Here is a 20,422-nt window from a genome sequence, read left to right as displayed (position 1 = left end):
GACTCTCTATCGACTGTGAAGCGACAGGTGCGGACGCACTATCGCCAGTCGAGATGATATAGAGAGTCGCAATCAGGAAAAACCCGGTCCGGACGAACACACTGTTGCGCCAGCTTAAATAGTCGGCGACCTGAGCTTGACCGATGGGCGCGCGTCAGGCCTGTTCGGGGCGCTTTGTCGTGTCCAGATGCGTGTGCCGCGCCGCGTACAGTTCGCGGAACGTGCGGCCGACCGGCGCGGGCATGTCGCGCCCGTTGGTCCAGCCACGCGCAAATGGCAGCTTGCGAATGAGCCGGGCCTGGCCGCCCATGCGCTCCAGGATCCGCACGCCGAGTTTGGTGAGCAATGCGTAGGCCGTTGGATGCAGCGCGAGCCAGCCCCACGCGGCGAGCGCCGCACGCTCGCGCCACGGGCGCAGATGCCTCTCCGCTTGCTTCTCGCGCAGTTTGCGCAGCAAATCCGACAGCGGAATGCCCACCGGGCAGACGCTATTGCATTCGCCGCAGAGCGTAGCTGCCTGAGGAAGATCGAGTGTCTTTTCGAGACCGACGTAGCTTGGCGTGAGCACGGAGCCCATCGGTCCCGGGTAGACCCAGCCGTACGCATGGCCGCCCACCTTCTGATAGACAGGGCAGTGGTTCATGCACGCCCCGCAACGGATGCAGCGCAGCATCTCCTGGAATTCCCCGCCAATCAGGCCAGTGCGGCCGCCGTCCACGAGTACGACGTACATATGCTCCGGGCCGTCCTGGTCTTCGGGTCCGCGCGGGCCCGTCAAAACCGAGAAATAGTTCGACGTGGCCTGCCCCGTTGCCGAGCGCGGCAACAGACGCATGGCCGTCGCGAGGTCTTCAAGCGTAGGCAGCACCTTCTCGATGCCCGTCACCGCCACATGCACGCGCGGCATCACCGTGCACATGCCCTCGTTGCCTTCGTTGGTCACGAGCACGACCGAGCCGGTTTCCGCGACGAGGAAGTTGCCACCCGTCACGCCCATATCCGCCGAGAGAAAATGCGGACGCAGGACTTCACGCGCCTCACGCGTCATATCGGGGATTTCGGTCAGACGCGGTTTGTCGTGCGTTTTCGCGAAGAGATCGGCGATCTCATCCTTGTCCTTGTGGACGACGGGCGCAATGATGTGGCTCGGCGGCTCGTTGTCGTTGATCTGCAGGATGTACTCGCCCAGATCGGTCTCGATAGACTGCACGCCCATTTCCGCGAGCACCGTATTGAGCCGCATTTCCTCCGAAACCATCGACTTTGTCTTGATGACCTTGTGCACGTCGTGGCGCCGCGCGATGTCCGCGACGAGCTTCGCCGCATCCTGCGCCGTTTCCGCGTAGAGCACGGTCACGCCGCGCCGCGTTGCCTCGGTTTCGAACTGTTCGAGCCAGACATCGAGATTCTCGAGCGCGCGGTTGCGGCGCGCCTTGAGCGCGGCGCGCGTGGCGGGGAAATCGATCGCGGTGATCGCCTCGGCGCGCGCCGAGACGAACTTCGTCGAGAGCTTCTTGAGGTTGTGCTGCAGACGCTCATCGGCCAGCTTCTGGCCGGCGCGCGCTTTGAACTGCATCGATTGGACTTGCATGGCGTGTGGGCGATGTTGTGCGGTGTTCGGCAGGATCTGGGGCTATTCGTGCACTGCGCGCAAAAGGCGCGATGGCAACCAGCGGCGCATCACACGTCGCCTGCCAGCACCTGGGCAACGTGCAGCACGCGCGTGGCGGTGTCGCCGGTGCGGCGCAGGCGGCCTTCGATATTCAGCATGCAGCCGAGGTCGCCGAGCACCACGGCGCCCGTGCCGCTCGCCTGAACATTTGCGCATTTTTCATCGGCAATGGCCGTCGAAATGTCACCGTACTTCACGGCAAAGGTGCCGCCGAAACCACAGCAGTGCTCGCAATCCTTCATCTCATGCACTTCGACGCCGCGCTGGGCGAGCAATGTGCGCGGCTGTGCCTTCACGCCAAGTTCGCGCAGGCCCGAGCACGAGTCGTGGTAGGTCACCGGCCCGCTGAACTCCCCTTGCGGCAGCGTGACCTTCGCGACGTTGACGAGGAAATCCGTGAGTTCGTAGACGCGCTCACGCAACTTGCCGTAGCGCCCCATCAGTTCCGGATCGTCCCGGAACAGGTCGCCGTAGTGCACGCGGATCATGCCGCCGCAGGAGCCCGATGGGACGACGACATAGTCGAACTGCTCGAATTCGCGCAGCGTCTTTTCCGCGAGATCACGCGCGAGCGCGCGCTCGCCTGAGTTGTAGGCCGGCTGGCCGCAGCAGGTCTGCGCAGGCGGCACGACGACTTCATAGCCTGCCTCTTCGAGCAATTTGAGCGCCGAAAAGCCAATTTCCGGACGCATCGTGTCGATGAGGCACGTGACGAACAAACCGACTCGCATGGGGACTCCTCGTTAAAACCGTCCCCGATTATCCGCTGTTTCGTCGCCACGACCAACGCGGGTCTGCATCACCCTCGCCGGCCCGCCGCAGCGCAGCACAAGCCGCCGCCCTACCGCTTACTTTTTTCACAATACGAGATACAATGCATTTCCGCCTCAAGCGTCAAACGAATCTGAACTCATGAGCGACACCCATCCAGATCCGAAGACCTCGATTCAGGTGATCGAGCGCATGATGCGCCTGCTCGACGCGCTGGCCGCGCACAGCGACCCGGTCAGCCTGAAGGAACTCGCGCAGCGCACCGAACTGCACCCTTCGACTGCGCACCGCATCCTGAACGATATGGTGAGCTGCCGGCTCGTCGACCGCTCCGACCCGGGCACCTACCGCCTTGGCATGCGGCTGCTCGAACTCGGCAACCTGGTGAAGGCACGCCTTTCCGTGCGCGACGCGGCGCTCACACCGATGCGCGAACTGCACCGCCTCACGGGTCAGACCGTCAACCTCTCTGTGCGCCAGGGCGACGAAATCGTCTATATCGAACGCGCCTACTCGGAGCGCTCGGGCATGCAGGTGGTGCGCGCCATTGGCGGCCGGGCCCCGCTGCACCTCACTTCGGTCGGCAAGCTCTTTCTCGCCGCCGACGAAGCGAACCGCGTGCGCGCCTACGCCACGCGCACCGGCCTTTCGGGCCATACGCGCAACAGCATTACCGACCTTGGGCGCCTCGAGCGCGAACTCGCCCACGTACGCCAGCAGTTCTGCGCACGTGACAACGAGGAGCTCGAACTCGGCGTACGGTGCATCGCCGCTGGCATCTACGACGATACCGGCAAGCTCGTAGCAGGCCTTTCGCTCTCCGCGCCCGCGGATCGGTTGCAAGATTCGTGGCTCGGTCAATTGAGCAAGACGGCGCTCACGATTTCGGAGTCGCTGGGCTATCACGCGGAGCCCGCTGAAGGCAACGCGCAGCCCGCGTGAAGTCAGCGCGAGGCAGAATCGAGAAGAGCGGAGGCGTGCCCTCCGCTTTTTTTTTGGCTCGCCGCCGTCCTCACACCACCAGTTCATCGAGCTTGCGATTCAGCTTCGTATCGAGATGGCGCGCTTCTTTTGCGAGATTCACCTGCTTCGCCGTGCGCGCCGTTTCGAGCAGCGCCGAGTCGATGCTGTATCCGTCGCGACCCGTCAGCCAGGCCAGGATGTCGCTCAAATGCCATAGCGACGGATTGCCCTCGTGCACGGGCTGGGGAAATTCCGCCGTGTGCCCGAGCATCAGCTTGCGCAAGTTCTGGCGCGACATGCCGGTCAAGTCGGCGGCATCGGTCAAGCCGACGAAATCTGGCGCGGCTTCTACGAGGCGCGCGGCAGGCACCGCCTTTTTGACGTCTTGCAGCGCCGAATAGATTGCCGACCATGCATTCGCACTGTCGCGCATGAACGTCAGCGCGATTCGACCTGGCAACCCAACGCCGATTGTCGCGTCGTCGCAGCCTGCGACGGCGAGGCGCTCCACGAGCGCCTCGTGATCGCTGTCTTCGGCCGGCAGTTGGTACTTGAGAGTGAACAGATAATCCATGCGTTACTCCGGCGCAACGGCCGCCGCACATGCGGCTGCCGCGTTGTTACGATGGGTCGTGCAATTGTCGACCACTCGTTTGAGCACATAGGCATGATTGCCCGCGTTACGCGGCGTGGTCCAGATGCTCGTGATGCAGAATTCCCCGCAACGACAGGCGGCATGGTTGTATGGGCAGTACATGCGACCCCACGCGTGCCCGTGGCCTTTACCTGGCTGAACTAACCAGCCTTGTTTCTCGGCGTAAGCAAGCACGGCTTCGATCTCTTTCTTTGGGTGCGAACGTCTCATCGACAAACTCAGTGTATGCATCGTCGGATTGGTTGTCAATTGACAACCATCAAAACCCCGTATCACCGGGCACAAAAGCCAGGCGGGAATGGGTGCCAGGTACTTACCGGGCAATGTTGCCGACGAACCAAATGACGAGACAGTCTGCCGATCGTCATAGGACGACCACCACGCATCAGAAAGCAAAACGCCCCGCAGTTGCGGGGCGTTTGTCGGGTAAATCGGCAACGACTGGGATCAGGTGCCAGGACCGCCTGCGTCGGCGCTCGTAATGCGCGGCTGCTGGTCGGCGCCGCCATTGTCGAGCCACGTGCGTACGCGCGTTGCATCCGCGAAGCGCGAATACTTTCCGCTCGAATCGAGCAGGACCATGATCACCGGACGATTATGAACCGTCGTCTGCATGACGAGGCATTCACCCGCTTCGTTGATGAAGCCCGTCTTCTGCAAGCCGATGTCCCACGACGCATTGCGGACCAACGCGTTCGTGCTGTTGTAGGCGAGGTTGCGCTTGCCCGTGAACACGTCGTAGCTGCGGTCGGTCGAGAACTGGCGAATCATCGGGTACTGGTAGGCCGCATTCACCATCTTCACAAGGTCACGCGCGGTCGAGACGTTGTGGCTCGTGAGCCCCGTGGAATTCTCGAAGTGCGTATCGGTCATGCCGAGTTGCTTTGCCTTCGCGTTCATCGCCGCGATGAACGCCGGACGGCCACCCGGGTAATAGCGCGAGAGCGCTGCCGCCGCACGGTTTTCCGAGGCCATCAACGCGATGTGCAGCATGTCTTCGCGCGAGAGCACCGAGCCCACGGAAAGACGCGAGCCCGTGTTCTTTTCGTAGTCGCGGTCTTCGTCCGTGACTTCGATTTGCTCCGAGAGCGACTCCTTCGAGTCGAGCACGACCATCGCCGTCATGAGCTTCGAGATCGAGGCGATCGGCACGACGGCGTGCGAGTTCTTGTCGAACAGCGGCTCGAGCGTGTTCTGGTCGACCACGTACGCAACGCCCGAGCGCAGCATCAGCGAGTCAGGCGTCTCGTGCAGACCGAACGCCTGACCGACGGTCGGCTGGCGCGGTTCGAACGCGACACGGCGCACCGCCGAATGATGGCGGCCGTTCATCGTATAAGTGACGCGGCGCTTTTTCGCCACCGGACGCGCATCGTCGTCTTTCGCGGCGACGGTACGGGTTGCGCCCGCCTTTTTGGTGGCCTTTGCCGATTCCGGCTCAGCCTTCGCAACCTTCTTGGTGGCCTTTTTCGCCTTGGCCGTTTTGGCCGGTGCAGCGTCTTGCGACGCAGCAAAGGCGCCCTCAGGCGCCACGAGCGTCGCACTGATCGCGACGGAAATAGCAACCGACAACGCGGTGCTGATAACCGACGACGGCATCAGTGAGAACGACAGGAGCTTGTCGGATTTCATTGGTGTTCTTGATGGAGCGGCGGGATCGTTCGCCAAGTGTAGTAAAACCACGAAAAATTCGCAAATTGAAGCACTTATCGGCGCTCATTAAACCGAAGTATGACCTTCGATTGAGCTGGCCAATGCACTTCCCGCATTCGATGGAGTCAGACAATTGCCCAAGCCGCTCCTCTCGCCACGGCGCCGCCTGCTGATAACGTTTGCGGCGCACGCACAGTGCGCTTGCTGCGTTAACGGCGTTCGTCGTACGGAACTTGAACTGAGGAAAATACGGGTGAGATTGCCTGACCACCAGTGCCGCCGTGCCGCGCGACGCGCGTTCGACAGCAATGGATCATTAACGTTCCATGTAGGAATTTGGTGTACGCACCCAGGAGAAATCCCATAGGCGCGTTCATGTGATCCATGCCGCATCTTGCCAGAAGCCGCGTTTCCGCGCTTGCCCCACCCTGCCCGCCGCCGCCCGCAACCCGCCGTGGGGCTAGCGCCTTGGGGCGTCGGCGCCGTTGTCGCACCTGCGCCATGCGCGAGGCATAAGTGACTGTTTAATAATAAATTATCGACATTGTGCGACGCACCAAAAAGCCTTGACTTTCTTCCGGAGCATCCTAAAATCGAGTCAATGTTGCGACGCACAAAGCGAGTGACAGAGCACCAGCGCCGTGCCACTTACTTCAGGCGACCCACGAAGGCCGCCGACATACAGGAGCGTAAACATGAGTCTGCTGACCCCTGAGCAATTCGCCGCTGCCCAGAAAGCCAACCTCGAAACCCTGTTCGGCCTCACCGGCAAGGCATTCGAAGGCGTGGAAAAGCTCGTCGAATTGAACCTTCAGGCTGTCCGCTCGAATCTGGCGGAATCGCAGGAACACGCCCAGCGCGCACTGTCGGTGAAGGACGCGCAGGAATTCCTGGCCCTGCAAACGAGCTATGCCCAGCCGCTGACCGAAAAGCTGCTGTCGTACGGCCGTCATGTGTATGAAATCGCCTCGGCCACCCAGGCTGAGTTTGCGAAGGTCGCCGAAGCCCACTACGAAGAGCAGAACCGCAAGGTTCAATCGCTCGTCGACAACGTCGCGAAGAACGCACCGGCTGGCTCGGAAACCGCAGTTGCCGTGATCAAGTCGGCCATCAACGCCGCGAACACGACCTACGAAACGGTCCACAAGGCTACGAAGCAAGCCGTGGAAATGGCGGAGAGCAACTTCAACGCCGCCACCGCTGCTGCGAGCAAGGCTGCCGCCCAGGCGTCGCGCTCGGCTGCCGCTTCGGCCAAGAAGACGGTCTGAACGTTGCACATTGAACCGGTGCGCGCGCAGCAGCAGCGGCGCACCGTGCGTCGGACCTGAACGCTCCGGCATGCCGCCCGGCATGTCACTTGCCCGGTCGCCGACCGGGAATCTTTTTTACGCTCCGGCGCCTCTCGCAACATCACGCAGCACTGAGCGTTACCCCAAAATGCAAACGGCGCACTCCTCACGGAGTGCGCCGTTTCTTCGTGCGCGCCGCAACGAGCGGCGCGACACGAACTTACTTCTTCTTCTGCGGCGGGAGGTCTGTACAGACACCCTCGTACAACTCGGCCGCCATGCCGATCGACTCGCCCAGCGTCGGGTGCGGGTGGATCGTCTTGCCGATGTCCGTCGCATCCGCGCCCATTTCCACGGCGAGGCACACTTCGCTGATGAGGTCGCCCGCGTTCAGGCCGACGATACCGCCGCCGATCACGCGATGCGTCTCTTCGTCGAAGATCAGCTTGGTAAAGCCCTCGTCGCGGCCGTTAGCGATCGCGCGGCCCGAAGCGGCCCAAGGGAACACTGCCTTGCCGTACTTGATGCCTTCGGCCTTGCACTGCTCTTCGGTCTTGCCGGCCCACGCCACTTCCGGATCGGTGTAGGCCACCGACGGAATCTGCAGCGCGTCGAAGTACGCCTTCTCGCCATGCGCCGCTTCCGCCGCCACGTGGCCTTCGTGCACGGCCTTGTGCGCGAGCATCGGCTGGCCGACCACATCGCCGATCGCGAAGATGTGCGGCACGTTGGTGCGCATCTGCTTGTCGACGTCGATGAAGCCGCGATCCGTCACCGCCACGCCGGCCTTGTCCGCGCCGATCTTCTTGCCGTTGGGCGAGCGGCCCACGGCGACCAGCACGAGGTCGTAGCGCTGCGGCTCGGCCGGCGCCTTCTCACCCTCGAACGACACGTAAATGCCGTCGTCCTTCGCCTCGGCCTTCGTGGTCTTGGTCTTGAGCATGACGTTCGCGAAGCGCTTCGCGTTGTACTTTTCCCAGACCTTCACGAGATCGCGGTCCGCGCCCGCCATCAGGCCGTCGAGCATTTCCACGACGTCGATCTGCGCACCAAGCGTCGCGTAGACAGTCGCCATTTCGAGACCAATGATGCCGCCGCCGATCACGAGCATCTTCTGCGGAATCTGACGCAGTTCCAGCGCGCCGGTCGAATCGACCACGCGCGGGTCTTCCGGCATGAACGGCAGCTTCACGGCTTGCGAGCCGGCAGCGATGATCGCCTGCTTGAACTTGACGATCTTCTTGCCGCTCTCGCCCACCACTTCCATGTGGTTCGGGTCGAGGAACGCGCCCACGCCCGTCACGACTTCGACCTTGCGCGCCTTCGCCATGCCGGCGAGGCCGCCCGTGAGCTTCTTGACGACGCCCGACTTGAAGTCGCGCAGCTTGTCCAGATCGATCTGCGGCTTGCCGAACGTGATGCCGTGCGAGCCGAGCGCTTCGGCTTCGTCGATCACGAGCGCCGTATGCAGCAGCGCCTTCGACGGAATGCAGCCCACGTTCAGGCACACGCCGCCGAGCGTCGAATAACGCTCGACCAGCACGGTCTTCATACCAAGGTCGGCGGAGCGGAACGCTGCCGAGTAGCCGCCGGGGCCGGCGCCAAGCACGAGCATGTCGCATTCGACGTCGGCGCTGCCGCTGAAGCTGCCGGCTTGCGGTGCCGGCGCTGCGGCCTTCGGTGCTTCGGCAGCCTTGGGCGCTTCGGCCTTCGGCGCGGGCGCGGCCGCGCCAACGGCGGCTTCGACCAGCGCGATCACCGTGCCTTGCGAAGCCTTGTCGCCAGCCTTGATCTTCACTTCCTTGACCGTGCCCGCGACGTCGCTGGGCACTTCCATCGTGGCCTTGTCCGACTCGAGCGAGAGCAGCGTCTGCTCTTTCTCGATGACGTCGCCCGCCTTGATGTTGACTTCGATGACGTCGATGTCCTTGAAGTCGCCGATATCCGGCACTTTCACTTCGACGAGACTCATGGTGTCCCCTACCCCTAAAGGATGACCGGCCGCGCCTGCCGCTGCGCGCACGTCATGAACGTGCGGCGCGGCAGCGCGAGCCGGTCAGATCGGTTTTACAGAATCACGCGGCGGAAATCGCCGAGGATCGAAGCGAGGTACGCGTTGAAGCGCGCGGCAGCTGCACCGTCGATCACGCGGTGATCGTACGAGAGCGACAGCGGCAGCGTGAGGCGCGGCACGAACTGCTTGCCGTCCCACACCGGCTTCATCGCGCTCTTCGACAGGCCGAGGATCGCCACTTCCGGCGCGTTGATGATCGGCGTGAAATGCGTGCCGCCGATGCCGCCGAGCGACGAGATCGAGAAGCAGCCGCCTTGCATCTGGTCCGGCTTGAGCTTGCCTTCGCGCGCGAGCTTCGAGAGCTCGGCCATTTCCTTGGCGATGTCGACAAGACCCTTCTTGTCCGCGTCGCGGATCACCGGCACGACGAGGCCATTCGGCGTGTCGGCGGCGAAACCGATGTGGTAGTACTGCTTGAAGACGAGGTTGTCGCCGTCGAGGCTCGCGTTGAACGCCGGGAACTTCTTGAGCGCGGCGACGCAGGCCTTGATGACGAACGCGAGCATCGTGAACTTCACGCCCGCCTTCTCGTTTTCCTTGTTCAGCTGCACACGCAGCGCTTCGAGGTCGGTGATGTCCGCTTCGTCGTTGTTCGTGACGTGCGGGATCATGACCCAGTTGCGGTGCAGGTTCGCGCCCGAGATCTTCTTGATGCGCGAGAGCGGTTGCGTGTCGATCGGGCCGAACTTCGTGAAGTCGACCTTCGGCCACGGCAGCAGGTTCAGGCCCGCGCCGCCGCCCGCCGGAGCGGCAGCAGCCGCAGCCGGTGCCGCCAGCGCGCCCGTCATCACGCCCTTCACGAACGCGGTGACGTCGTCCTGTGTGATGCGGCCCTTGGGGCCCGTGCCCGCCACGCGGCCAACGTCCACGCCGAGTTCGCGCGCGAACTTGCGCACGGAAGGCGAAGCGTGGCTCGGACGGCGCGCGCCGCCTTCGCCTGCCGGAATGATCGGCGCCTGTGCGAGTGCCGACGGTGCGGCCGGCGCGGGCTTGGCCGGTGCGGCTTGTGGCGCGTCGGACGGTTGTTCGACCGGCGCTTTCTGCGCGGGTGCGGCGGCCGCAGCCGAAGCGCCTTCGGCTTCGACGATGACGATCTCGGTGCCTTCCGACACGTTGTCGCCGACCTTGACCTTGATTTCCTTGACGACGCCAGCCACCGGGCTCGGCACGTCCATCGTCGCCTTGTCCGATTCGAGCGTGACGAGCGACTGCTCCTTCTCGACGCGGTCGCCAACCTTCACGCCAATCTCGATGACCGGCACGTCCTTGTAGTCGCCGATGTCGGGGACCTTGACGGACTGCACGCCGCCGCTCGCGGCAGCGGCGGGTGCGGCAGCCGGTGCGGGTGCAGCGGCGGGAGCCGGTGCAGCGGCAGCCTGTGCCGGGGCAGGCGCGGCAGCAGGAGCCGCCGCGGCGCCAGCGCCGTCGAGGACCAGCACGAGCGAGCCTTCCGACACGTTGTCGCCGACCTTGACCTTCACTTCCTTGACCGTGCCCGACGCCGGGCTCGGCACATCCATGGTCGCCTTGTCCGACTCGAGCGTAACGAGGGACTGCTCTTTTTCGACGGTATCGCCCGCCTTCACCAGCACCTCGATTACAGGAATGTCCTTGTAATCGCCGATGTCCGGCACCTTGACTTCGATCGCTTGACTCATTGTTAGTGTCTCCGGGGCCGCATACAACACGCCTCCCCGCTTCGGGGAGGCGCACATGCCATGCACAGGGGTGATGGGTTAGACGGTCATCGGGTTGGGTTTGGACGGATCGAGGTTGTACTTGGCGATGGCTTCGCCAACCACCTTGCGCTCGATCTTGCCTTCGTCCGCGAGCGCGTTGAGCGCCGCAACCGTGGTCCAGTAACGATCGACTTCGAAGAAGTGACGCAGCTTTTCACGCGTGTCCGAGCGGCCGAAGCCGTCGGTGCCGAGCACCACGAACTTGCGCGGCACGAGACCGCGGATCTGGTCGACCAGCGCACGCACGTAGTCAGTCGAAGCGATGACCGGACCTTGCGTGTCCTTGAGCAGCTTCTCGACGTGCGATTCGCGGCGCGGCTCGCTCGGGTGCAGCAGGTTCCAGCGTTCGACTTCGTGACCTTCACGCGCGAGTTCGGTGAAGCTCGGCACGCTCCAGAGGTCGGCTTCGACGCCCCAGTCGTTCTTCAGCAGGTCGGCCGCGGCGATCACTTCGTTGAAGATCGTGCCCGCGCCCATGAGCTGCACGCGCGGCGCCTTGGCGTTGTCGGCGCCCTTGCGGAACGCGTACATGCCCTTGATGATGTCGGCCGCCACGTGCTCGCCCTGCGGAATCGCCGGGTGCTCGTAGTTCTCGTTCATCACGGTGATGTAATAGAACACGTCTTCCTGCTCCTGCACCATGCGGCGCAGACCGTCCTGCATGATGACCGCGAGTTCATAGCCGAACGTCGGGTCGTAGTTCACGCAGTTCGGCACCGAAGCGGCCCACAGGAGCGAGTGGCCGTCTTCGTGCTGCAGACCTTCGCCGTTAAGCGTCGTGCGGCCAGCCGTGCCGCCCAGCAGGAAGCCGCGCGAACGCATGTCGCCCGCCGCCCACACCAGGTCGCCGATGCGCTGGAGGCCGAACATCGAATAGAAGATGTAGAACGGCACCATGATCTCGCCGTGCGTCGAGTACGACGTCGCGGCTGCGATCCAGTCACACATGCCGCCGGCTTCGTTGATGCCTTCCTGGAGAATCTGGCCCGTCTGCGATTCCTTGTAGAACATCAGCTGGTCGGAATCTTCCGGCACGTACTTCTGGCCTTCCTGGTTCCAGATACCGATCTGGCGGAACAGGCCTTCCATACCGAAGGTACGCGACTCGTCCGGCACGATCGGCACGACGCGCTTGCCGAGCGCCTTGTCCTTCAAGAGGATGTTCAGGATCCGCACGAACGCCATCGTCGTGGAGATCTCGCGGCCTTCGCCCGTGCCCTTGAGCAGCGGCTCGAACGCGTCGAGCGCCGGCACCGGCAGCGACTCGGCCTTCTGGCGGCGCGCCGGCAGGTAACCGCCGAGATCCATGCGCTTCTGGCGCATGTAGTCCAGTTCCTTCGAACCTTCCTCGAACGTGAGGTACGGCACGTCGACGATCTGCTCGTCCGTGATCGGCAGGCGGAACTGGTCGCGGAACTTCTTGAGCTGATCCACCTGCATCTTCTTCTGCTGGTGGGTGATGTTCATGGCCTGGCCAGCTTCGCCCATGCCATAGCCCTTGATCGTCTTCGCGAGGATGAGGGTCGGCTGACCCTTCGCGTGCTGGGCTTGATGGAACGCCGCGTAGATCTTGTGCGGGTCGTGGCCGCCGCGGTTCAGGTTCCAGATGTCGTCGTCGGACCAGTCGGCGACGAGTGCCTTCAGTTCAGGCGTATTGAAGAAGTGTTCGCGAACAAACGCGCCCGACTCCGACTTGTACGTCTGGTATTCGCCGTCGACGACTTCCATCATGCGGCGCATCAGCGCGCCCGTCTTGTCGCGTGCGAAGAGGGCGTCCCAGCGGCTGCCCCAGATGACCTTGATGACGTTCCAGCCGGCGCCGCGGAACTCGCTCTCGAGTTCCTGGATGATCTTGCCGTTGCCGCGCACCGGGCCGTCCAGACGCTGCAGGTTGCAGTTGATGACGAACACGAGGTTGTCCAGGTGCTCGCGGCCGGCCATGCCGATCGCGCCGAGCGATTCCGGCTCGTCCGTCTCGCCGTCGCCGAGGAAGGCCCAGACCTTGCGGCCGTCGGTCTTCGCAATGCCGCGCGCCTGCAGGTATTTCATGAAGCGCGCCTGGTAGATCGCCATGATCGGGCCGAGACCCATCGAGACGGTCGGGAACTGCCAGAAGTCCGGCATCAGCCACGGGTGCGGGTACGACGAAATGCCGCCGCCGTCCACTTCCTGACGGAAGTTGTCGAGCTGGTTCGCGCTCAGGCGGCCCAGCAGGAACGCGCGCGAGTAGACGCCAGGCGACGAGTGGCCCTGCACGAACACGAGGTCGCCGCCATGCTCAGCCGAGGGCGCGCGCCAGAAGTGGTTGTAGCCGACGTCGTAAAGCGTGGCCGCCGAGGCGAACGACGCGATGTGGCCGCCCACGTTCGTGTGCTTGCCCGCACGCAGCACCATGGCCATGGCGTTCCAGCGCGTGTACGAGCGAATGCGGTGTTCGATGTCCTGGTCGCCCGGGTTCTGCACCTGGTTGGCGACGGGGATCGTGTTGATGTACGGCGTGTTCGCCGAGAACGGCAGATGCTCGCCGTGCACGCGGGCGAATTCGATCTGCTTTTCGATCAGGTAGTGGGCGCGATCAGGGCCGACCGTCGAAATCACGCCATCCAGCGCTTCGAGCCATTCGGCGGTTTCCTGGGGATCCTCGTCCTTGTCGGCGGCAACGTACTTGAGGACTTCGTCGGGTACAGCGGACATGCTCGTCTCCTGGATGTAGGGGAACGCTGTTGATCGGACCATGCGGGCGGCGACGCTTAAGACGTGACCGGGCCAACCGCAGCAGCTTCGGGGCGATTGTAATGACCCCCCTGACCATCGCGCAACAAAATTTTCGAATTGCGAGATGCAATTTTATAATGTGAAAAATTGCTGCAGCGCACGCTTAATCGTTCATGCCCCTGTGCCGATAACGGCCAGTTTGCACCCGTTTATCGGCGATTTACGGCTTTTTTCACGGCATTTCGGCGTCTTACGCTGAGCTACAATCCTTGCCATGTTGACCGAACGGCTTTTCGCACGCTCGGCGCGGCCGCCCGGAACGCCCGGCGAGTCGTCGCCATCTCGCTGGCACCACGGACCCTGGTGGTCGAATTCCTATTTGCTGACGCCGCTCCTGTCGATCCTCGTGTTTTTGATCGTCATGAGCCTGATCTTGTGGAGCCTGAACCGCCGCGAGCAACAGCAGCAGGAAGACACGCTCTACCGCAACGTGGCGTGGGCCCAGCAGCAGATCCGGCTTTCCATGACAGGCGCGCAGGAGCAGCTGCAGGCGCTGGCTCGCGACCTGGCCGCGGGGCATAGCGACCCGCAGTATTTCCAGACGTCCACGACGGACATCATGCAGGGCCATCCCGAGATCCTCTATCTCAACTGGTACACGAGCCAGGAGGAGCCGCGCTGGCCCAACACGGCGATGCCGGTATTCGGCCAGCGCCTCGCGAAGCCGAACGACGCGCAAATGGACGAGGCCGTGAAGGCCGCATTCGCCGAGGCGCGCGCCACGCGCCGCCAGGTGTATTCGCCGCTCATTTACGACGACGTCGGTAACGGTTACATCACGCTGCAAACGCCGGTATACCGCGATCGGGAATTCCTTGGTTCGATCGCGGCCGTGTTCTCGGTCGAAGGCATCCTGAAGCACGACATCCCGCCCGAGCTGTCGGCCAAGTACAAGATCTCGATTCTCGACGCGAACAACCGCGAGCTCGCCACCACCTCGACGCGTCCGCGCCTACCGCGCGACGTCTACTACGACCTGCCGCTCGACCCGCCGGGCCAGGGCGTTTCGGTGCGCGTGTACTCGTACCCGCAGATGACCAACTTCACGAACAACACGCTCGTGTGGCTGGTTGCCGGTCTGTCGTGTTTCGTGCTGTGGAGTCTCTGGAGCCTGTGGAAGCACACGCGCCAGCGCTTCGAGGCGCAGCAGGCGCTCTACGCGGAAGCGTTCTTCCGCCGCGCCATGGAAAATTCGGTGCTGATCGGCATGCGTGTGCTCGACATGCATGGGCGCATCACGCACGTGAACCCGGCGTTCTGCCGCATGACCGGCTGGGACGAAAGCGACCTCGTGGGCAAGAACGCACCGTTCCCCTACTGGCCGCGCGACGCCTACCCCGAAATGCAGCGCCAGCTCGACATGACGCTGCGCGGCAAGGCGCCCTCCTCAGGCTTCGAGTTGCGCGTGCGCCGCAAGGACGGCTCGCAATTCCACGCGCGGCTTTATGTCTCGCCGCTCATCGATAGCTCAGGCCGCCAGACCGGCTGGATGTCGTCGATGACCGACATCACGGAACCCAAGCGCGCACGCGAAGAACTCGCCGCCGCGCACGAGCGCTTCACCACGGTGCTGGAAAGCCTCGACGCCGCCGTCTCGGTGCTCGCCGCCGACGAAGCCGAACTGTTGTTTGCGAACCGCTACTACCGCCACCTGTTCGGCATCCGCCCGGACGGCCATCTGGAACTCGCGGGCGGTGGCGGCTTCGATTCGGCCAGCGCTTCCTCGGACTCGATCGACATGGTCGACGCGTTCGCCGGCCTGCCCGCCACCGCGCTCACCGAAAGCACGGCGGATGCCCAGGAGGTGTACGTCGAGAGCATCCAGAAGTGGTTCGAAGTGCGCCGCCAGTACATCCAGTGGGTCGACGGCCACCTCGCGCAGATGCAGATCGCGACCGACATCACCACGCGCAAGCAGGCGCAGGAACTGGCCCGCCAGCAGGACGAAAAGCTCCAGTTCACGAGCCGCCTGATGACGATGGGCGAAATGGCCTCGTCGCTCGCGCACGAACTGAATCAGCCGCTCGCCGCCATCAACAACTATGCCTCGGGCACCGTCGCGCTCGTGAAGTCGGGCCGCGGCGCGCCCGAGAACCTGTTGCCCGCGCTCGAAAAAACGGCGCAGCAGGCCGTGCGCGCCGGCATGATCATCAAGCGCATCCGCGAATTCGTGAAGCGCTCCGAACCGAAGCGGCAGGCCGCGCGTGTGGCCGACATCGTCGCCGACGCGGTGGGTCTTGCCGAGATCGAGGCGCGCAAGCGCCGCATCCGCATCGTGACCGACATGCGCTCGCGCATGCCCGTGATCTACGTCGATCCGGTGCTGATCGAACAGGTGCTCGTCAATCTGCTGAAGAACGCAGCAGAAGCCATGGCCGATGCTCGCCCGAATGCGATCGACCCGGTGATCCGCGTGATCGTGAAGCGCGAAGGCGGCAACGTGTGCATCAGCGTCGTCGATCAGGGCCCGGGCGTGGACGAAGCCACGGCCGAGCGCCTCTTCGAACCCTTCTACAGCACCAAATCGGACGGCATGGGCATGGGCCTGAACATCTGCCGTTCCATCATTGAATCGCACCGCGGGCGTCTCTGGGTGGTCAACAACGTCGAATCCGACGGCCACATCAGCGGCGCAACGTTCCATTGCAGTCTGCCCATCGGCGAATCGGACACCCCCTCGCGGAACACCGACGAACCGACTCCACAAACCGTTACGGGAGAGCCATGAACAGCCCAGTCACCACCCAGGAAACCGTCTTTGTTGTCGATGACGACGAGGCCGTACGAGACTCCCTGCGATGGCTCCTCGAAGCGAACGGCTACCGTGTCCAGTGTTTCAATAGCGCGGAGGAGTTCCTCGAGGCCTACCAGCCGGCACAACAGGCCGGCCAGATCGCCTGCCTGATTCTCGACGTGCGTATGTCGGGCATGAGCGGTCTCGAATTGCAGGAACGTCTGATCGCAGAAAACGCCGCGCTGCCGACCATCTTCGTGACGGGCCACGGCGACGTGCCGATGGCCGTTTCGACCATGAAGAAGGGCGCGATGGACTTCATCGAGAAGCCCTTCGACGAAGCCGAACTGCGCAAGCTCGTGGAGCGCATGCTCGACAAGGCGCGCAACGAAAGCACGAACGTGCAGCAACAGCGCGCGGCCGCCGAACGCCTCGGCAAACTCACGGCGCGCGAGCACCAGGTGCTCGAGCGCATCATCGCGGGCCGCCTGAACAAGCAAATCGCCGACGACCTTGGCATCAGCATCAAAACGGTGGAGGCGCACCGCGCCAACATCATGGAGAAGCTCAACGTCAACACGGTCGCCGACCTGCTGCGTCTCGCGCTCTCCAACAAGCCGCAACAGGCGCAGCAGTAAGCGCACCCTTCCCGGGCTGCATTGGCGCGCGCCAATGCAGCCCGCGGCGTCTCGCCGCGACCCACATTCTTCGCCCTTCGTCCGTTCAGGTCAGAGCCCGCCCTGCGCGCGGGTATAATGTCGGCCTTCGAATGGCGCCCGCCCTATGCCGCTCGCCCGCACCCCACGCGCGCCAGCGCTCGCGCCCCCACGAGCCCGCATTGCCCACTCTCGACCCCGACCGACCATGACTGCCACTATCATCGACGGCAACGCCCTCTCCAAGAAACTGCGCGCCGACGTCGCCATGCGCGCCGCCGCCCTCACCGCCCGCGGCCATCAGCCGGGACTCGCCGTCGTGCTGGTCGGCGACAATCCGGCGAGCGAAGTCTACGTGCGCAACAAGGTCAAAGCCTGCGAAGACAACGGCCTCTACTCGTCGTACGACCGCTATCCCGAGTCGCTTTCCGAAGCCGACCTGCTCAAGCGCATCGACGAACTGAACCGCGACCCGAAGATCAACGGCATTCTCGTGCAGTTGCCGCTGCCCAAGCACATCGACAGCCACAAGGTCATCGAGGCGATCGCGCCCGAGAAGGACGTTGACGGCTTTCACGTCGCCAACGCGGGCGCGCTCATGACGGGCCAACCGCTCTTTCGCCCGTGCACGCCCTATGGCGTGATGAAGATGTTCGAGGAATACAAGATCCCACTCGAAGGCGCAAACGCCGTGGTGATCGGCCGCTCGAACATCGTCGGCAAGCCCATGGCGCTGCTGCTGCTCGAAAAGGGCGCGACGGTCACGATCTGCCACAGCAAGACGCGCGACCTCGCGAAGCACACGCGCGACGCCGATGTCGTGGTCGCCGCGGTGGGCAAACGCAACGTGCTGACCGCCGACATGATCAAGCCCGGCGCCACCGTGATCGACGTGGGCATGAACCGCGACGACAACGGCAAGCTCTGCGGCGACGTCGATTTCGCTGGCCTCAAGGACGTGGCCGGCTTCATCACGCCGGTGCCGGGCGGCGTCGGCCCGATGACCATCACCATGCTGCTCGTGAACACGATCGAAGCGGCGGAGCGCGCGGCCGCAGCATAAGCATTGTGCGAGCGCGCGTTACAGCATGACGTTCCGGAAGCGGCCCATTACGGGCCGCTTTCTTTTTGCGACGACCGCCCGCGCGCGTCACGCGGGCAGGGATTTCGCCGCCGTTGCGCCACATCTGTTAATTTGCTCGGATAGCCCGGTTGGAAAGTGCACTTGGCGCCCCAATAACCGAAATATCGGGCACGCGCGCGCATGCCGCGCCCCGGTCCCCTAACCCGCGACAGACAGGAACAGGAAGCATCATGGCTACTACCCCCTCCGACAATCCGCTCCTCGATTTCACCGGCCTGCCGCGCTTTGGCGAAATCCGCCCCGAGCACGTGACGCCTGCGCTCGACGTCCTGCTCGCGAACGCAAAGGCTGCGGTCGAGCGCGCCGCGCAACCCATGACGCCCTCGCAATGGAGCGACGTGGTCGAGCCGGTCGAGCGCGCGAGCGAGCCGCTTTCGCGCGCCTGGGGCGTGGTCGGTCACCTGAACGCCGTCGCCGACACACCCGAACTGCGCGCCGCCCACGGCGAGAACCTGCCGCGTGTGACCGAATTCTGGTCGAGCGTCGGCCAGAATCTCGAACTGTTCAAGAAGTACAAGGCCATCACGAATCACAACTCGTTCGAACTGCTTTCGGGCGAGCGCAAGAAGATCCTCGACAACTCGCTGCGCGACTTCCGCCTCTCGGGCGCGGAGCTGCCCGAAGACCAGAAGCCGCGTTTCGCCGAACTGCAGGAGCGCCAGGCCGCGCTCGCCAAAGCCTTCTCCGACCACGTGCTCGACGCGACCAATGGCTACGCGTTCTACGCGACGAGCGAAGCCGATCTCGTGGGCCTGCCCGAAGACGTGATCGCCGCCGCGCGTGAAGCCGCCGAGCGCGAGAACAAGGAAGGCTGGAAATTCACGCTGCACTTCCCCTCGTACTTCCCGGTGCTGCAGTACTCGGAAAACCGCGCGATGCGCGAAACGATGTACCGCGCCTACGTCACGCGCGCATCGGAACTCGGTCCCGTCTACGGCGGCGGCAAGGCCGAATGGGACAACACGGCGATCATCGAGGAGCAACTGAAGCTGCGCGCCGAAGAAGCGAAGATGCTCGGCTACAACAACTTCGCTGAAGTCTCGCTCACGCCGAAGATGGCGGAAACGCCGGCCCAGGTCATGAGCTTCCTCGAGGACCTCGCCACGCGCGCGCGCCCGCACGCCGAAAAGGACTGGGAAGAGCTGCGCGAATTTGCCGCGAGCGAACTGGGCCTCGCGCAGATCGAACCGTGGGACATGGCGTTCGCCGCCGAGCGCCTGCGCCAGAAGCGCTACTCGTTTTCCGAGAACGAGGTAAAGCAATATTTCCCCGAAGACTTCGTGCTGCAGGGCCTGTTCAAGGTCACGGAAACGCTGTTCGGCGTGCGTATCCGCGCAGACAGCGCGCCGGTGTGGAATCCCGATGTGCGTTTCTTCCGCGTGGAAAATGCGGACGGCACGCTCGTCGCGCAGTTCTATCTCGATCTCTACGCGCGTGAAGGCAAGCGCGGCGGCGCATGGATGGACGACGCACGCTCGCGCCGCAAGCTCGAAGGCAACGGCGTGCAAACGCCCGTCGCGTATCTCACGTGCAACTTCTCGGCGCCGGTGGGCGGCCGTCCCGCGTGCTTCACGCACGACGAAGTCATCACGCTCTTCCACGAGTTCGGCCACGGCCTGCACCACATGCTCACGCGTGTCGATGAACTGGGCGTATCGGGCATCAACGGCGTGGAGTGGGACGCCGTCGAACTGCCCTCGCAGTTCATGGAGAACTTCTGCTGGGAATGGGACGTGGTGCGCGAGATGAGTTCGCACGTTGAAACCGCCAAGCCGCTGCCGCGCGAACTCTTCGACAAGATGCTCGCCGCGAAGAACTTCCAGAGCGGTCTCGGCACGCTGCGCCAGATCGTGTTTTCGATGTTCGACATGGCGCTGCACGTCGACTTCGACGCTTCGAAGGGCAAGAGCGCGAACGACCTGGCGCGCGAGATCAACGAGCGCTATCACGTCATTCCGCAGACTTCGTTCTCGCGTTGGCCGAACACGTTCAGCCATATCTTCGCGGGCGGCTATGCGGCCGGCTACTACAGCTACAAGTGGGCCGAAGTGCTTTCCGCCGACGCCTACGCAGCCTTCGAGGAAGCCGCGCAGGCCGCGAAGTCGAGCGTGCTCGACGAAGCGACCGGCACGCGCTACCGCAAGGAAATTCTCGAAGTGGGCGGCAGCCGCCCGGCGATGGAGTCGTTCAAGGCCTTCCGCGGCCGCGAGCCGAACATCGACGCGCTGCTGCGTCACAACGGCATGGAGCAGCCGCCGGCACAGTCATGATCACGTGACTCGCTCGTAAGCGATCCG

At 63.7% G+C, this 20,422-nt stretch carries 14 protein-coding genes; 6 read left to right on the top strand and 8 right to left on the bottom strand.

Annotated features, from left to right (window positions below; genetic code table 11):
* Window positions 1-154 precede the first annotated feature (154 nt).
* Window positions 155-1,591: a lactate utilization protein B gene (locus U5A65_RS18230; RefSeq protein ID WP_321908970.1), complete on the bottom strand. Its 1,437-nt coding sequence runs from the start codon at window positions 1,589-1,591 to the stop codon at window positions 155-157.
* A gap of 89 nt (window positions 1,592-1,680) precedes the next feature.
* Window positions 1,681-2,403 (bottom strand): (Fe-S)-binding protein, encoded by a 723-nt coding sequence (locus tag U5A65_RS18225; RefSeq protein ID WP_321908971.1) that lies wholly within the window; start codon window positions 2,401-2,403, stop codon window positions 1,681-1,683.
* 181 nt (window positions 2,404-2,584) lie between these two features.
* Between U5A65_RS18225 and U5A65_RS18220 the strand changes: the two genes are divergently transcribed.
* Window positions 2,585-3,385, top strand: a complete 801-nt coding sequence (locus U5A65_RS18220) for an IclR family transcriptional regulator (protein ID WP_321908974.1) — start codon at window positions 2,585-2,587, stop codon at window positions 3,383-3,385.
* Between the two features lie 70 nt (window positions 3,386-3,455).
* On the opposite strand, the gene U5A65_RS18215 is transcribed toward U5A65_RS18220, so the two are convergent.
* The 3 genes from U5A65_RS18215 to pbpG form a co-directional block, all read right to left on the bottom strand.
* On the bottom strand, window positions 3,456-3,980 hold the full coding sequence (locus U5A65_RS18215) for a DNA-binding protein (RefSeq protein ID WP_321946930.1): 525 nt from the start codon (window positions 3,978-3,980) through the stop codon (window positions 3,456-3,458).
* A gap of 3 nt (window positions 3,981-3,983) precedes the next feature.
* Window positions 3,984-4,271 carry a hypothetical protein gene (locus tag U5A65_RS18210; RefSeq protein WP_321946929.1) on the bottom strand — a complete coding sequence of 96 codons (288 nt, stop codon included), beginning with the start codon at window positions 4,269-4,271 and terminating at the stop codon, window positions 3,984-3,986.
* A 237-nt stretch (window positions 4,272-4,508) separates the two neighbouring features.
* A complete protein-coding gene (gene pbpG, locus U5A65_RS18205; protein WP_321908979.1) occupies window positions 4,509-5,693 on the bottom strand; it encodes a D-alanyl-D-alanine endopeptidase in 1,185 nt (394 codons plus the stop codon).
* A 716-nt stretch (window positions 5,694-6,409) separates the two neighbouring features.
* On the opposite strand from pbpG, the gene U5A65_RS18200 reads away from it, so the two are divergent.
* Entirely contained in the window at window positions 6,410-6,982 is a 573-nt protein-coding gene (locus U5A65_RS18200) for a phasin family protein (protein WP_042264853.1), read from the top strand.
* 241 nt (window positions 6,983-7,223) lie between these two features.
* Here U5A65_RS18200 and lpdA read toward each other — a convergent pair whose 3' ends face one another.
* From lpdA to aceE, 3 genes are all read right to left on the bottom strand, one after another.
* Window positions 7,224-8,975, bottom strand: coding sequence for a dihydrolipoyl dehydrogenase (lpdA, locus tag U5A65_RS18195; RefSeq protein WP_321946928.1), 1,752 nt, complete (start codon window positions 8,973-8,975; stop codon window positions 7,224-7,226).
* Between the two features lie 95 nt (window positions 8,976-9,070).
* Window positions 9,071-10,735, bottom strand: coding sequence for a dihydrolipoyllysine-residue acetyltransferase (aceF, locus tag U5A65_RS18190; protein ID WP_321946927.1), 1,665 nt, complete (start codon window positions 10,733-10,735; stop codon window positions 9,071-9,073).
* A gap of 78 nt (window positions 10,736-10,813) precedes the next feature.
* Window positions 10,814-13,510 (bottom strand): pyruvate dehydrogenase (acetyl-transferring), homodimeric type, encoded by a 2,697-nt coding sequence (gene aceE / locus U5A65_RS18185; RefSeq protein ID WP_321908985.1) that lies wholly within the window; start codon window positions 13,508-13,510, stop codon window positions 10,814-10,816.
* Window positions 13,511-13,805: 295 nt separating this feature from the next.
* On the opposite strand from aceE, the gene fixL reads away from it, so the two are divergent.
* The 4 genes from fixL (at window position 13,806) to U5A65_RS18165 (ending at window position 20,395) form a co-directional block, all read left to right on the top strand.
* Complete coding sequence (fixL, locus tag U5A65_RS18180) at window positions 13,806-16,319, top strand: oxygen sensor histidine kinase FixL (protein WP_321908987.1); 2,514 nt, start codon at window positions 13,806-13,808, stop codon at window positions 16,317-16,319.
* Window positions 16,316-16,963 carry an oxygen response regulator transcription factor FixJ gene (gene fixJ / locus U5A65_RS18175; protein WP_158757559.1) on the top strand — a complete coding sequence of 216 codons (648 nt, stop codon included), beginning with the start codon at window positions 16,316-16,318 and terminating at the stop codon, window positions 16,961-16,963. Before fixL ends, fixJ begins: the two co-directional genes overlap by 4 nt.
* Before the next feature lie 226 nt (window positions 16,964-17,189).
* A complete protein-coding gene (gene folD, locus U5A65_RS18170; RefSeq protein WP_321908989.1) occupies window positions 17,190-18,044 on the top strand; it encodes a bifunctional methylenetetrahydrofolate dehydrogenase/methenyltetrahydrofolate cyclohydrolase FolD in 855 nt (284 codons plus the stop codon).
* A 251-nt stretch (window positions 18,045-18,295) separates the two neighbouring features.
* Entirely contained in the window at window positions 18,296-20,395 is a 2,100-nt protein-coding gene (locus tag U5A65_RS18165; protein ID WP_321908991.1) for a M3 family metallopeptidase, read from the top strand.
* Window positions 20,396-20,422: the final 27 nt, after the last annotated feature.

The sequence above is a fragment of the Paraburkholderia sp. J10-1 genome (assembly GCF_905220165.1).
GTDB lineage: Bacteria > Pseudomonadota > Gammaproteobacteria > Burkholderiales > Burkholderiaceae > Paraburkholderia.
The sequence above is the reverse complement of the archived record's forward strand: the minus strand, read 5'-3'. Positions and strand labels throughout refer to the sequence as shown.

What these genes read in the sequence shown, in the direction of transcription:
- U5A65_RS18215 (WP_321946930.1), bottom strand. Translation starts at nt 3,980, where the DNA reads ATGGATTATCTGTTCACTCTCAAGTACCAACTGCCGGCCGAAGACAGC.
- fixJ (WP_158757559.1), top strand. Translation starts at nt 16,316, where the DNA reads ATGAACAGCCCAGTCACCACCCAGGAAACCGTCTTTGTTGTCGATGAC.
- folD (WP_321908989.1), top strand. Translation starts at nt 17,190, where the DNA reads ATGACTGCCACTATCATCGACGGCAACGCCCTCTCCAAGAAACTGCGC.
- fixL (WP_321908987.1), top strand. Translation starts at nt 13,806, where the DNA reads ATGTTGACCGAACGGCTTTTCGCACGCTCGGCGCGGCCGCCCGGAACG.
- U5A65_RS18225 (WP_321908971.1), bottom strand. Translation starts at nt 2,403, where the DNA reads ATGCGAGTCGGTTTGTTCGTCACGTGCCTCATCGACACGATGCGTCCG.
- U5A65_RS18200 (WP_042264853.1), top strand. Translation starts at nt 6,410, where the DNA reads ATGAGTCTGCTGACCCCTGAGCAATTCGCCGCTGCCCAGAAAGCCAAC.
- aceF (WP_321946927.1), bottom strand. Translation starts at nt 10,735, where the DNA reads ATGAGTCAAGCGATCGAAGTCAAGGTGCCGGACATCGGCGATTACAAG.
- U5A65_RS18210 (WP_321946929.1), bottom strand. Translation starts at nt 4,271, where the DNA reads ATGAGACGTTCGCACCCAAAGAAAGAGATCGAAGCCGTGCTTGCTTAC.
- U5A65_RS18220 (WP_321908974.1), top strand. Translation starts at nt 2,585, where the DNA reads ATGAGCGACACCCATCCAGATCCGAAGACCTCGATTCAGGTGATCGAG.
- U5A65_RS18165 (WP_321908991.1), top strand. Translation starts at nt 18,296, where the DNA reads ATGGCTACTACCCCCTCCGACAATCCGCTCCTCGATTTCACCGGCCTG.
- pbpG (WP_321908979.1), bottom strand. Translation starts at nt 5,693, where the DNA reads ATGAAATCCGACAAGCTCCTGTCGTTCTCACTGATGCCGTCGTCGGTT.
- lpdA (WP_321946928.1), bottom strand. Translation starts at nt 8,975, where the DNA reads ATGAGTCTCGTCGAAGTGAAAGTGCCGGATATCGGCGACTTCAAGGAC.
- U5A65_RS18230 (WP_321908970.1), bottom strand. Translation starts at nt 1,591, where the DNA reads ATGCAAGTCCAATCGATGCAGTTCAAAGCGCGCGCCGGCCAGAAGCTG.
- aceE (WP_321908985.1), bottom strand. Translation starts at nt 13,510, where the DNA reads ATGTCCGCTGTACCCGACGAAGTCCTCAAGTACGTTGCCGCCGACAAG.